The sequence below is a fragment of the Xanthomonas cissicola genome, from assembly GCF_008801575.1.
Classification (GTDB): domain Bacteria; phylum Pseudomonadota; class Gammaproteobacteria; order Xanthomonadales; family Xanthomonadaceae; genus Xanthomonas; species Xanthomonas cissicola.
This window is the reverse complement of record NZ_VZPL01000058.1, coordinates 15000-29354: the sequence shown is the minus strand read 5'-3', so window position 1 is coordinate 29354 and position 14355 is coordinate 15000. Positions and strand designations below refer to the sequence as shown.

Annotated in this window: 6 protein-coding genes, 1 other RNA gene and 2 pseudogenes; 6 read left to right on the top strand and 3 right to left on the bottom strand. The window is 65.4% G+C overall.

From position 1 onward, the window contains the following. The 3 genes and pseudogenes from F7R02_RS19150 to F7R02_RS19140 form a co-directional block, all read left to right on the top strand. Positions 1 to 118, top strand: a pseudogene (locus F7R02_RS19150) (IS5-like element ISCARN85 family transposase); the annotation flags it as partial. Positions 119 to 128: 10 nt separating this feature from the next. Continuing rightward, positions 129 to 1349: pseudogene (locus F7R02_RS19145) on the top strand (cellulase family glycosylhydrolase); the annotation flags it as partial. Between the two features lie 283 nt (positions 1350 to 1632). Continuing rightward, positions 1633 to 3819, top strand: a complete 2187-nt coding sequence (locus tag F7R02_RS19140; protein ID WP_172397208.1) for a methyl-accepting chemotaxis protein — start codon at positions 1633 to 1635, stop codon at positions 3817 to 3819. Between the two features lie 572 nt (positions 3820 to 4391). Here F7R02_RS19140 and F7R02_RS19135 read toward each other — a convergent pair. Further along, positions 4392 to 7133, bottom strand: coding sequence for a PAS domain S-box protein (locus F7R02_RS19135; RefSeq protein WP_139370892.1), 2742 nt, complete (start codon positions 7131 to 7133; stop codon positions 4392 to 4394). 103 nt (positions 7134 to 7236) lie between these two features. Here F7R02_RS19135 and F7R02_RS19130 point away from each other — a divergent pair, with 103 nt between their 5' ends. The 3 genes from F7R02_RS19130 (at position 7237) to F7R02_RS19120 (ending at position 11877) form a co-directional block, all read left to right on the top strand. Next, positions 7237 to 10116, top strand: coding sequence for a M16 family metallopeptidase (locus F7R02_RS19130; RefSeq protein WP_078589583.1), 2880 nt, complete (start codon positions 7237 to 7239; stop codon positions 10114 to 10116). 540 nt (positions 10117 to 10656) lie between these two features. Next, positions 10657 to 11580 (top strand): GAF domain-containing protein, encoded by a 924-nt coding sequence (locus F7R02_RS19125; protein ID WP_139370893.1) that lies wholly within the window; start codon positions 10657 to 10659, stop codon positions 11578 to 11580. 220 nt (positions 11581 to 11800) lie between these two features. Continuing rightward, positions 11801 to 11877: non-coding RNA, sX9 sRNA (locus tag F7R02_RS19120), on the top strand. Positions 11878 to 12087: 210 nt separating this feature from the next. Here the strand turns inward: F7R02_RS19120 and F7R02_RS19110 are convergent. Next, positions 12088 to 12993: a hypothetical protein gene (locus tag F7R02_RS19110; protein ID WP_170913684.1), complete on the bottom strand. Its 906-nt coding sequence runs from the start codon at positions 12991 to 12993 to the stop codon at positions 12088 to 12090. Between the two features lie 601 nt (positions 12994 to 13594). Beyond that, the gene (locus tag F7R02_RS19105; protein ID WP_078589586.1) at positions 13595 to 14347 is read right to left on the bottom strand and encodes a DNA-formamidopyrimidine glycosylase family protein; all 753 of its coding nucleotides are present in this window, start codon (positions 14345 to 14347) and stop codon (positions 13595 to 13597) included. Positions 14348 to 14355: the final 8 nt, after the last annotated feature.

Below are 14355 nucleotides of genomic sequence, written 5' to 3'. Positions count from 1 at the left end.
ACTGTTCCGTCGCTTGAAAGGCTACCGCCGGATTTTCTCGCGCTTCGAGAAGCTGGATGTCATGTTCCTTGGATTCCTCAGCTTCGTCCTAGTCGTTGATGGGCTTCGGATGTGTTAACAGGCCCTAGATGCAGGGCCTGGGCTTCAACGCGGTGCGCCTGCCATTCTGCCCGGCCACGCTGCGTAGCGGCCAGATGCCCAGCAGCATCGACTACAGCCGTAACGCCGATCTGCAGGGCCTGACCTCGCTGCAGATCCTCGACAAGGTGATCAACGAATTCAACGCACGCGGCATGTATGTGCTGCTGGATCACCACACGCCCGATTGCGCCGCGATTTCCGAGCTGTGGTACACCAGTTCGTATTCCGAAGCGCAATGGCTGGATGATCTGCGCTTTGTCGCCAATCGTTACAAGAACGTGCCGAGCGTGATCGGCGTGGATCTGAAGAACGAGCCGCACGGCGCCGCGACCTGGGGCACGGGTAACGCCGCCACCGACTGGAACACGGCCGCCGAGCGCGGTTCTGCCGCTGTGCTTGCGGTGGCGCCGAAATGGATCATCGCGGTGGAAGGCATCACCGACAACCCGGTATGTTCGACCAACGGCGGCATCTTCTGGGGTGGCAACCTGCAGCCGCTGGCCTGCACCCCATTGAACATTCCGGCCAACCGCCTGTTGCTGGCACCGCACGTGTACGGCCCGGACGTGTTCGTGCAGTCGTACTTCAACGACAGCAACTTCCCCAACAACATGCCCGCGATCTGGGACCGCCATTTCGGCCAGTTCGCCGGCAGTCACGCCCTGCTGCTGGGCGAATTCGGCGGCAAATACGGCGAAGGCGATGCGCGCGACAAGGTGTGGCAGGACGCGCTGGTGAAGTACCTGCGCAGCAAGGGCATCAACGAAGGGTTCTATTGGTCGTGGAACCCCAATAGCGGCGATACCGGCGGCATCCTGCGCGACGACTGGACCAGCGTACGCGAAGACAAGATGACCTTGTTGCGGACGCTGTGGGGAACGGTGAGCAACAGCACACCGACGCCAACGCCGACCCCCACGCCGACGCCGACGCCGACGCCGACGCCGACGCCAACCCCAACACCAAGCGCGGGCTTCAGTACCAAGGTCATCCCGGACAGCACCTGGAACGGTGGCTACTGCAACCGCGTGCAGGTCACCAACACCGGCACCGCCAGCGGCAATTGGTCGATCTCGCTGACAGTCACCGGCACCGTCAACAACGCCTGGAACGTCACCTGGTCACAGAGCGGCACCACGCTCCAGGCCAGCGGCGTGGACTACAACCGCACGCTGGCGCCCGGTGCAACTGCCGAGTTCGGCTTCTGAGCAGCAGGTTGATGCAATGCGGCGGGCACCCAGTGCGTGTCCGCCGTCGCATCGATGGACCGATGCGAATGCCTGCTTAGGAGCGCACCCGTGCGCGACGAAGCGTTATCGGTAACGTCTTGTCGCGCCCGCGTGCGCTCTTGCATGGCATTGGCGTGTTGCCGCGTCGCCCGAGCGGACGCTGCCGCAATTAGCATTCAACCTGCATGTGAATCAGCCGCTATCCATGATGTAGCGCCGTGCGCGCGTTCTGGATACCGTGGTCATGCCTGTTGTTTCCCTCTTGCGTCGTTACGTTGCCAATCTCCCGCTCACCCGCAAGTTCGTCCTGTTGTGCACGATATTGACCGTGGGCGTGATCCTGCTGGCGATGGCCGCCGCGCGTCTGCAATATCTAGATCTGGTGGAAGCGCGCAAGCTCAGCGTCAAGACCGAGGTGGAGATGGGCCTGACGGTAATGCAGCACTATGCCGACAAGGTCAAAGCAGGCGAGCTGAGCCTGGAGCAAGCCAAGGAAGCCGCACGCACCACGCTGGCCGACATGCGTACCAACGACGGCGTGGATTACTTCTTCATCGTCGACCCGCAGATGCGCATCCTGATGCATCCCAAGCGCCCGGTCGGCACCGACATGACCGACTACAAGAGCGATGCCGGGCAATATGTGTACCGCGATATCAAAACCGCCATCGATAGCGGCGACGGCTTCAGCTATTACGACGCGCCCAAGCCGGGCAAGAAGGAACAGCTGCCCAAGATCAGCTACGCCAAGACCTTTCCGGCCTGGAACTGGGTGCTGGTGATGGGCGTCTATGCCGAGGACATTCAAGTACAGGCGTGGGGCTTCACGCGCACCTTGACGTTGATCGGCGGCGCGCTGGTGGCGTTGGTGATCGGGCTGTGCTGGTTGATCGCATCGGCCATGGCCGCGCCGCTGCGTGCTGCCTCGCGCACTGCCGAAGCCATCGCCTCGGGCCGCTTCGACAACGACATCCGCGTGGAATCGCGCGATGAAACCGGCCAGCTGATGCACAGCATGCAGCAAATGCAGAACCAGCTGCAGCGCTTCAACGGCGAGATGCAGACCATGATCCGTCTGCAACAGGGCGAGAACATCGCGCACCGCATTCCGGAAGATTTCCCAGGCGATTACGGCACGCTGGCGCACGGCATCAACACGGTGGTGTTCGAGCACCTGGACGCCATCAACGAAGCGATGAACGTGATGAGCGACTACGGCCGTGGCGATCTGCGCCGCGACATGCGTCGCCTGCCCGGCCAGCGCGCTGCCCTGCACCAGGCGCTGGACACGGTGAAAGAGAATCTGTCTGCGATCAACAGCGACATCGCGCGCCTGGCCGATGCAGCGGCGCGCGGCGATTTCTCCGCACGTGGCGATCAATCGCATTATCAATTCGCGTTTGCGGAAATGGTGCAGGCGTTAAACCGGCTGATGCAGCAGGCCGACGCTGGGTTGGACGATGTGGGCCGCATCATGGCCGCGATCGCCGACGGCGATCTGTCGCAGCGCGTGGAGTCGCATTACGAAGGTGCGTTCGGCCGCCTGGCCGATGCAGCCAACCGCACTGCCATCCAATTGACCGGCATCGTGCAGGGTATCCAGCACTCGGCCGAGATGATCAACACCGCGGCAGGCGAGATCGCCAGCGGTAATGCCGACTTGTCCACGCGCACCGAACACCAGGCAGCGAATCTGGAAGAAACCGCCGCGTCGATGGAAGAACTCACCTCCACCGTGCGCCAGAACGCCGACAACGCGCGCCAGGCTAACCAATTGGTCAAGGGCACCGGCGATGTGGCCGAGAGCGGCGGCCGCGTGGTGCAGGAAGTGGTGAGCACCATGCAGGCGATCACGCAGTCGTCGGCGCGTATTTCCGACATCATCGGAGTGATCGATGGCATCGCCTTCCAGACCAATATCCTTGCGTTGAATGCGGCCGTGGAAGCAGCGCGCGCAGGCGAGCAAGGCCGTGGTTTTGCCGTGGTCGCCACCGAAGTGCGCGCCCTGGCGCAGCGCTCGGCCGGTGCCGCCAAGGAAATCAAACAGCTGATTTCCGATTCGGTAGAAAAAGTGGCGCAAGGCTCGGAGCTGGTGCAACAGGCCGGCAGCACCATGACCGAGGTGGTCAGCTCGGTGAAGCGCGTGACCGACATCATGGCCGAGATCACCGCGGCCAGCACCGAACAAAGCGCCGGCATCGAACAGGTCAGCACCACGGTGATGCAGCTGGACGAAATGACCCAGCAAAACGCCGCACTGGTGGAAGAAGCCACCGCGGCCGCGCGCAGCATGGAAGACCAGGCAGCAGACCTGACCCGCGCCGTGGCGGTGTTCCGGCTGACATCGGATGCCGGAACACCGCCGGTACGTGGCGCAACGAACGCGCTTGCCGCTACGAAGCCGGCGGCCGCCAAGCACGCTGTGCACGAGCACAGGCGACGTGCGTGAGCGATATCGCCTGCCACGCACACGAGCGCTCGCGCCTGTGCGGCAGGCGATGTCGGTGGCATGTGCAGCAATCACGGCGACTGATGGTTTGGGATCGGCACAATAAGCCCGCCATCTGCCATGCGTCCGCATCAGGGTTCGCCGCAATCGTGGGCCGACCCCACCACGCCAGCCTGCGCGAAGCGATGGTGGGGTGCTGTAAAGCGACTGACCGGGCACCTGAGCATCAACCGCGGCGCGCAACGTGCCGGGGTCGGTCTCGACGCGCTCTATCGAGCGTTCCCCAGGCACGGACGCGTATCGTTGCCTTTTTGCGACGCGGGCGCGGCGTCTTCCCGGCGAGGCTGTCCCACGCGATAGCCCGTTGGCGTGTGCCATCGGTGTGCTCTGCGTCGTCCCACTCGCTTGACGCCGCCGGCAACCGTTGGCTGCCGCGCCGATCCGACGCCCGCCATCACGCAGTCAGGCACTGGCTATTCGCGGTTTGCGGTTTGCGGTTTGCGTTTGAACCTAACAGCAGAAGTACGCAGTTTCCGGCAGTGCGCATGAGCTGCCCCGCACCCACACCACGCCTAAGATCGAGGCGCTTGCCCATCTGGCTGCCGCGCGCGCTTGGCTGCATACATCGCCTCGTCAGCGGCATGCATCAAACTGGACGCCTCGGCCTGTGCGCCGTGTTGCCAGGCCACACCGATGCTGGGCTGGATCGGCAGATGCTCATCGCCAAACGTGGCGCCTTCTGCGGCAAGCGTGCGGATACGCTCTGCCACCGCGGCGCATTCGGCCTGCGCATCTTCCAACCCGTCCAGCAACACGACGAATTCGTCGCCGGCCAGACGCGCCACCAGATAGCGCTCGCCCGCCGCGCGTTGCAGGCAGCTGCCGAACGCCACCAGCACCGCGTCGCCGGCACGGTGTCCGTGGACATCGTTGATGCGCTTGAAGCCGTCCAGATCCAGGAACATCACGGCCACCGCGCGTTGCTGCTGTTGCGCCTGCGCAACCGCCACCTGCAGCGCTTCGGACCATGCGTGCCGGTTCGGCAGGCCGGTCAAGGCATCGCGGGTGGCGCGCTCGTGCATCAGGCGGTGCAGGGTCTTGTGCGCAGTGACATCGTGCGCCATCAGGAAAAAGCCCTGCGTGGGCGTGGCAGTCTGCGTTTCGGGCACCAGGGTGACTTCCACATCGCGCGGTGTGCTGCCGCCCAGGACATGTTCGAAACTGGCACGCTGCCCGGCCACCACCTGTGCCAGCGCAGCGCGCGCGGCGGTGCTGAGGTCTTCGCCCAGTACCTGGGTAATGTGGCGACCGACCAGGCTGGCAGGCTCCACGCCGAGCCAGTGGCGATGCGCTTCATTGGCGAACAGGTAGCGCTGCCCGGCATCGAACTGGGCCACCAGGGTGGGCGTGGCGTCGCTGATCGCGCGCAGGCGCGCTTCGCTTTCGGCCAGCCGCTCGGCGGCCACGTGGCGCTCGGTCACGTCCTGGATCTGCGAAACGAAATGCACCGGCGCACCGCTGCTATCGCGCACAAGCGACACCGACAGCTGCGCCCAGATCACCGCGCCGTGCTGGCTGATGTAGCGCTTGGCCAGGCTGTAACTGTCGCGCTTGCCGTCGATCAGGTCATGCACCAGTTGCAGGTCCATCTCCAGATCGTCGGGATGGGTGATCTGCTGGAAGGTGGTGCGCAGCAACTGCTCGCGGGGATAGCCCAGGATGCCGCACAACGCCGGATTGACGTCGCGCCAGTCGCCTTCCAGCGACACGATCGCCATGCCTTGCGGCGCGGTTTCGAATGCACCGGCAAAGCGCTCGGCGGCAAGTTGCGCAGCGGCCTGCGCCTGCAATTCGGCGGTGACGTCGATCGCCATCGCCAGGTACCCGGCCAGGCCTTGCTGCGCATCGTGGATGATGTTGAAACACAGGCGCACGCGGCGTAGGTCGCCGTCCTTGCGCACCAGTGTCCAGAGTTCTTCGGCCAGCACATCGCCGGCGGCGGCGGCAGCCAGCTTCACGTACGAGGGTGGCGACAAGGCCAGCGTCGCCATGTGCCGTTCGAGTTCGGCCGGCAGATGGAACCGCACCGGGCATGTCCCCAGCACATCGTCGGCGCGGTAACCGAGCAGGCGCTCGGCGCCGGGATTGAACAGCTCGAGCCGGCCATGCGGGTCGAACGCCATGATGGCCACGTCCTGCGAGGCGTCCACCAATGCCTGCAGCCGCGCGCGTTCGCCGGCCAGTGCTGCGGAGGCATCCTTGAGCTGGGTGATATCGTGCATGACGCATACCGCGCCCAAGGCCGTGCCCTGCTCGCCGACCACCGGATCCGCATTGCAGAGCACGCTGCGCGGCGGCTGGTTGGTGGCGCGAATGACCAGTTCGGCATTGCGTACGTGTTCGCCACGCCAGGCACGCAGCAGCGGGATTTCCTCGGTGGGCAGCAGACTGTTGCCATCGGCGGTGTACAGATCGAAATGCAGCGCCCATTGTTCCGGTGGCAGCAGGCGCGGATCGGTGCCATGCCATTGCCGGGCGGCGTGATTGAACTCGCGCAACAAGCCGTCGGTGCCGCAGGCCACCACCCCGTCCGGCATGGCTTCCAGCAGCATGCTCAAGGTCTGACGTTGCGCCTGCGCGTCCAGGCGATCGCGGCGCGCTTCCAACTTGTTGACGGCCTGGCGTGCGAGGCGGATCAGGGCCTGCTTGCGGCTCTCGTCGAGCACGCGCGGCGTGGTGCTGAGCGTGCACAAGGTGCCGTAGGCGTAGCCTTCGCGCCCGATCAACGGCACCCCCACGTACGAGCGCACACCCGGCGCGGCGACCACCAACGGGTTGTTGACGAAGCGTGGGTCGGCTTCGGCATCGGGGACTTCCATCAGCTCGGTGCCCATCACCGCATGGGAGCAGAACGAAACGCTGCGCGGGGTGCCTTCCAGATCGGTGCCGCAGCGCGCCTTGAACCACTGGCGGTCGGCATCCAGCAGCGACACCATCGCCATCGGCGCGCCGCTGACGTGTGCGGCCAACCACGCGATGTCGTCGAATTCGACTTCGGCCTCGGTGTCCAGCACCCCCAGCCGGCGCACCGCGTCCACGCGCAAGGCGTCGTCGACGGGGATCGGCACGGGCGGCAACAGGACGGTCATGACGTGATCGGCAGGCGGCGTCTGGTCAGAATAGGTTGCCCCAGGTAACGGCGAGGCGACGAGCAACTTGAGCAGCGTGCGGTCGGGTCCGGTTGCACCATTGGCTTTGACGCGCCGCCCGGCACGCTGCTGCGCCGGCACACCGGCGTTGCGCCGTTGCGCCACTCCAGCTCGCTCGAAATTCCGCCCGGCTCCCCTGCCCATCCGCATTTGCGGCGCCGGCAAGCAGCCACTACCCTCGGCCGATTACCCTGTTCTGGAGTGTCACATGCTGCGTCCGCTGCCCCTTCTGATCGCCGGTGTGCTTGGCGTCGCTGCCGGTTCCGTTATCCCCGCCGTCGCTGCCGCCCCGGCCAGCCTGTCCAAGAGCGCGGCCAGCAGCGCCATTCCCGATATCGCCTATACCCGCTTCACCCTGCCCAACGGCCTGACCGTGGTGGTGCACGAAGACCACAAGGCGCCGGTGGTGGCGGTGAGCATCTGGTACCACATCGGCTCGGGCGACGAGCCGGCCGGCAAGACCGGCTTTGCGCACCTGTTCGAGCACCTGATGTTCTCCGGCTCGGAGAACAACAAGGGGAGCTTCTTCGCGCCGCTGGAAAAGGTCGGCACCACCGACATGAACGGCACCACCTGGTTCGACCGCACCAATTATTTCGAGACCGTGCCCACTACTGCGCTGGATACCGCGCTGTGGCTGGAATCGGACCGCATGGGCCACCTGCTCGGCGCCATCGGCCAGCAAGAGCTCGACACCCAGCGCGGCGTGGTGCAGAACGAAAAGCGCCAGGGCGAAAACCGCCCGTATGGCCGCGTGGACCAGAATATCCTGTCCAACCTGTTCCCGGCCAACCATCCTTACCAGCACGACACCATCGGCTCGATGGAGGACCTGGACGCGGCCTCGCTGGCCGACGTCAAACAATGGTTCAACGACAATTACGGCGCCGCCAACACCACCCTGGTGCTGGCCGGCGACATCACCGTGGCGCAGGCGCGCGCCAAGGCCTTGCAGTACTTCGGCGATATCCCGTCCGGCAAGCCGGTAGCGCGCCAGCAGCCGTGGGTGACCCCGCTGGCCGCGCAAAAGCGTGGCGTACAGCACGACCACGTCTCGCAGCCGCGCATCTACCGCACCTGGGCCGCTCCGCAGCTGGGCACCGACGACCTCATCCAGCTGGATCTGGCCACCACCGTGCTCGGCGGTGGCAAGACTTCGCGGCTGTATCAGCGCCTGGCCTATCAGGACAATCTGGTGGACGACGTCTCCGCCTCGGTGCAGCCGTTTGCTCTGTCCAGCCAGGTACAGATCCAGGCCGACGTCAAAGATGGCGTGGACCCGGCCAAGGTCGAGGCGATCATCGACGAAGAACTCAAGAAGTTCATCGCCCAGGGCCCGACCGCCGACGAACTGCAGCGCGCGCAGGTGGCCTACCGCGCCGGCTTCGTGCGGGGGCTGGAAAAGGTCGGCGGCTTCACCGGCAAGGCGGTGATCCTGGCAGAGGGCCAGGTCTATCGGGGCGACCCGGGCGCCTACAAGAAAGATCTCCAGCGCGCCCAGGCCGCCACCGCCGACAGCGTCAAGCAAGCCTCGGCCACATGGTTCGGCAAGGGCGATTACCTGCTGACCGTGCTGCCGGCCGGCAAGGACTTCGACCCGGCCGCCGAAGACAAGGCGGTGGTGGCACGTGGCGAAGAACCCGGCAAGCCGGCGCCCAAGCTGCCGGCCGCGGGCACGTTCAAGGTCACCGCCTCCACGCTGGACCGCAGCAAGGGCGTGCCGCAGACCGATCAATTCCCGGACCTGAGTTTTCCGAAGCTGCAGCGCGGCAAGTTGAAGAACGGCATCGAGGTGATCCTGGCCGAGCGCCACACCATCCCGGTCACCCAGGTGGAGTTGCTGTTCGACGCCGGCTACGCCGCCGACCAGGGCGGCAAGCTGGGCACTGCCAGCTTCAGTGCCGCGCTGATGAACGAGAGCACCACTGCCCTGGATTCGGTGGACGTGGCGCAGCGCCGCCAGCGCCTGGGCGCGATCACGGCGGTCGGCTGCGATCTGGACAGCTGCAGCGCCTCGCTGGATGCGCTCAACGACCAGCTGCAGCCCTCGCTGCAGCTGTTCTCCGACATCGTGCGCAACCCGGCATTCAAGGCCGCCGACATCGAACGCGTCCGCGGCCAGTGGCTGTCCGGCATTGCCCAGGAAAAGACCCAGCCCAACAGCCTGGCGCTGCGTGCATTGCCGCCGCTGCTGTTCGGCAACCAGCATCCGTACGGCATCCCGCTCACCGGTAGCGGGACCGAGGCAGCGATCAAGAGCCTGAACGCGCAGGATTTGCAGAATTTCCACAGCCAATGGCTGCGTCCGGACAACCTGCGCATCCTGGTGGCCGGCGATACCACACTGGCGCAGATCATCCCCCAGCTCGATGCCACCTTCGGCGACTGGAAGACCCCGACCACGGCGTTGCCGAAGAAAAACCTGGCCAACGTCGCCGCGCAGCCCAAGCCGCGCGTGTACCTGATCAACCGCCCGGATGCGCCGCAATCGGTGATCCTGGCTGGCTTGCTGGCTCCCTCCACCAAGGCGCCGGATAACCTGGCGATTGGTGTGGCCAACGGCGCCTTCGGCGGCACCTTCACCTCGCGCCTGAACATGAACCTGCGCGAGAACAAGCGCTGGGCCTATGGCGCCGGCACCCGCATGATGGATGCGCAGGGCCAGCGGCCATATCTGTTCTCGGCACCGGTGCAGACCGACAAGACCGCCGAATCGGCCAATGAGATCCTCAAGGAAGCCGCCGCCATCATCGGCGACAAGCCGCTGACCGCCGATGAAATCGAGAAGATCAAGAACCAGCGCATCCGCGCCCTTCCCGGCAGCTTCGAAACCACCGGTGCAGTGCTCGGTGCGATCGAAGGCATCGTGCAGTTCGACCGCCCCGACGACTACGTGCAGACGCTCAAGCCGCGCCTGGAAGCGATCGACCAGCCGGCTGCGCAAAAGGCCATCAAGGACATCATCAAGCCGGAGGCGATGACCTGGGTGATCGTCGGCGACCTGAAGAAGATCGAAGCCCCCGTCCGTGCACTCAAGCTGGGTGAGGTGCAGGTGCTGGACGTGGACGGCAAGCCGGTCAAGCGCTGATCGCACCTGCCCCACCGGCTGCGCTGCTGCATGCAGCGTGGCCGGTGCCGACAGGGGTCATGATTGATGCGGCGTGCGGTTATTCGGCGCATCGGTCGCTGCCCGAATGATCGTCGCCACTGCGGTGTTGCACCCCAGGTGGCTGCGGCGCTATGGCACCAAGACACATGCGCTGCTGCCCCGTGGTCGCCAGCCTGCAGGCGTGCTCGACAGCAGCAGGGATACAGCAGGGCGTTCCGTCGTGCGCGTCGTGTTGAGACAGCAATCATCCCGACGCGCGACTGCCGGACGGGCACAGCCGGCGCGGTGCAAGCTTGCTGCATATGGCCGGGCGGAACTCGGCAGCGCGTGCCCAACCGTTCACCTGTGTTTCGCCAGGGCAGCGCATGCCCACTCGGCAGACAACCACGACGCACGCTGTCGCTGCCATCACGCAGCGTTGGCGTCTCGACCGCTGTCCGCATGGCGGCATCCACGCCGCGTTGCCGGCGCTGCCGGTATCCTTGCGGCTTTCGCGTTCGCGCTTGCCTGGCTTATTCGATGAAAGACATGCCCGTGGCTGACGAAGCCTCTCGCCAACACGTTCTGGACGGCTATCGCATCGTCGACAGCCTGCCGGAGGACACCTATCAAGACGTCGTGCAGGTTGCCGCCTCTCTGTGCGACACACCGATCGCGCTGATGTCGCTGGTGGACCGCGACCGCCAATGGTTCAAGGCGCAACTGGGTCTGGGCGTGCAGCAGACCGACCGCAGCCAGGCGGTGTGCGACCACGCCATCCGCAGCCCCGAGCAGCTGATGGAAGTGCCGGACCTGCGCGAGGACAGCCGGTTTGCCGATATCTCGGTGGTCACCGGCGACACCGGCGCGCGGTTCTATGCCGGCATGCCGCTGGTCACCTCCGATGGATTGGGTACGGTCTGCGTGCTCGACACCGAGCCACGCACGCTCACCGAGTTGCAGCGCACCGGCCTGCAGGCGCTTGCACGGGTGGCCATGCGTCTGCTCGACGAGCGCAAGCGCGAGCTGCAGCTCGAGCGCGACGCCATCCTGCAGCCGGTTGCCCCGGTCGCCAGCCAGGCCGTCGCAGACACGGGTTATCACCTGGTGATTCTGGAAGTGCAGGAATTGGCCGCACTGGCCGAGCGCCAGAGCGAACGCCTGCTCGGGCGCAACTTGCAGCAGCTCGACCAGGCGCTCGCGGCCTTGGTGCAGGGGCCAGGCAACAGCATCGACCGTGTCACCGACAGTGCGGAATTCATCGCCGTGCTGCGCGGCCCCGACGCCGAGCGCACCTTGCAAAGCCTGCGCGAGATCGCCCAGCAACAACATGCCTTGGGCCTGACCGTCTTGTTGGGCCAAGCGCAATCCACTGGCCCGGACGAGCCGATCGGCCAGGTGTTTCTACGCGCCGAGGTCGCGCTGAGCGCAGAGAAGGATCGTTACCGGCAGCGCCTGGCCTGAGGCCTGCGAACCAATCTACTGCGTCGCAGACGTACCCTCAGCCCAACCCCTCTCCCGCTAGGAGAGGGGCTTTGAAGCGAAGCGCCAGCGCTGAGTTGTTCCGCGGTGGATTCACCCTCGCCGCTTGGCTTGAACTGCAAGGCAAAGCGGAAGCGATTTAGAGCAGCTAACAAAACGACTGCGCAGTCGCCAGGCGGGCGCGGCCGTGCTCGGAATCGGCATGTACCACGCGTACACTTCGGTTCTGAGCGCGCCGTCCGCGCCCACCTGACAGCTGCTCGCTACGGTTTGTTAGCCGCTCTTAAGCCCCCTCTCCTCTCCCGGCGGGGCGGAAAGGCACCGCCTGCACGCCACTGGCGTGCGTGCCTTGGAGCGCCCGCGCTGCAAGCGCGGGCAGGGGCGTGGAACGGGGGTTGGGGTGAAGGTGCGGCGGCACCGAATTGCTGAATCTCGCGATGACACTGCCGCATTCCCAGCTGCGTCTACACAGCACCACAAACGCGCCTTTCACCCCAGCGCGCACTGCTTCAACTGGCGATCGGCGTACCACAGCGCGCGACGGGCCAGGTCGTAGGCGCTGTCGGCCTGACGCGGCAACATCTGTGCGGCCATCACCGGGTCGGCGCCGTTGTTCAAGGCGTGCTCGGCGCGTTCCAGATCCGACAGGTGCGTGCGCACCGGCGACAACAGCGACGTGCGCCTGGAGGCATCGCAACGCGCACTGCGCTGTTCCAGCGCCGCCAATGCCTCGCGGATGCGACGGCTGGCTTCACCCTTAAGGTCGGGCAGCGTTTCATGCGCAATCGGCGCGGACTTATAGGCATCGCCCGTCGCCTCGCTGCCCATCTCGGCCTGATTGCCGGCAAGCGCGGGATTGAAGCGCACCTCCGGCGGCGGACGCGCCTTGGCAACCTGGGTCTGCGGCCCGTTGAGCATGTCGTTGAACTTCTTCATGCCGCGATTCATTTCCTGCACCGCCACATCGCCCAGGGTGCCATCGCTCTTCCAATCCTTGGCGAAGCGGGTTTCCTGGTATTGCACCGGGTTGACACGCTCCATGATCTTGCGCGCCTTGGCCTGCGCGCGTTCGTCGGTCATCCCCGGCGGCACCGCACTGCCGGTCTGCGCCATGGGGTCCACCTGCGCCATGCGCAGGCGTCCGTCGCGCGTATACAGCTGGGCCGACATGGAATCGCTGGCAGGCGCAGTGGCGGCTGCCAGCTGCCGCGGCGGTGGCGGCGTGCGCGTGGCTGGCGGCGCCGCACGCGCGGCCGAGGCAACGCGCGGTTTGCGCTCGGGCTCCTGCGGCGGTTGCTGTGGTGTCGGCGGCGTCTCTTGCGGTCGCGGCACGAAATACACCTGCAACGTGTCGTCGTGTTGCAGGGTTTGGCGCGGCGGCGGCATGTACAGCAACAGGCAGGCAAGAAAGAACAGGATGGCACCCGTGCATGCGACAGCGGCGACATGCGGAACAAGCGCTTCCTTCCTGCGGGTAATCACAATGCGGGAGACCGATGAGATGAGAGTGCCGATGCCGCACACAGCGAACCCTGATGTGCGACGCGCAAATCTAGCGGGCACAGCGCGGGCGCGCGTTTGTAATTCGTTGTTTGGCTGGGAAGGGCCAGCCGCCATTCACATTGCGCCGCAGGCTGGCGCAGGCGAGTGGCAGTCCGCCGCGGGCCGAACAGGGGGCGTGCCGGTGAGCGCATTCGACAAAAGCATCCGCGAACATGAAAAGCGAATCACTGGCCATGCGATGCGCAGGCCAACCGCCAGCACCGCGAAAACGTCGCACCTCGCGCAACGCCCAACCCCGCCGTGCATATTCCCCAACGCTGCTGCACCGGTACGCCTGCGCTCCACCGAAGACGCATCGCCGTCCCATTACTGGCAAGCCAACGACAGGCGCACGCAGGTCTCGGCCCGCACGGACTGCTGCTGAGCGACCGCAATCCATCAGCATGCATTCCCCGATCCGATCGCCGCTTTCCGGGCCGCGGCGCGGCGTACCTCAGGCCTCGTCGGCGCGGTACAAGCGCTGGCATACCTCGCAGAAAAACGCGCGACGCCCGGCCTTGCCCAAGTGCTTGCGGTATTGCAGCGGTGCGCCGTCGCGCGGGCAACGGGTCTTGGTGTGCACCTGATAATGCTTCTTCAGCACGAAGGCCTTTTTCCAGGTGTAGAAGTCGAAACTGTAGTCGCGTGCCTGGGTGACCAGTTCGCCCAGCTTGCGCGCCGGTAGCGCGCCCACGGTACTTTCCGGATGCATGCGGATACGATGCAGCACCTCGTTCTTGATGATGTTGCCCACGCCGGCAAAGATGGTCTGGTCGAGCAGTGCATCGGCCGCCAGCAGTGCCGGAGCGGCGCGTAATTTGCGGCGCGCCTGCGCGGCGTCCCACAGTGGGTTCATCACGTCCGCCGTCCAGTCGTAGATCTCGTCCAGCGGACGCTCGATGAACTGTACCGAGCACGCATAGAAATTCAGCCGCTGGCCTTTGGAAAATTCCAGGCACAAGCGCGGCACCGCGTTGGGTTTGTCTTCGTTGATGCGGTAGCTGCCGAACAGCAGGAAATGGATGCGCACGCTGAAGTGCGCAAATTCGATCAAAAAGTGTTTGCCCCAGCTGCGCAGTGCCAGCACTTTTTGCTGGTCCAGACGGGCGATGTCCTGCTTGCTGTTGCCGGACACACGCACGATCTTGCGACCGACGAACGCTTGGGTGTCTTCGCGCAGGATGACAAGTGAGGGACCTTCTGGCATGCGCCCAG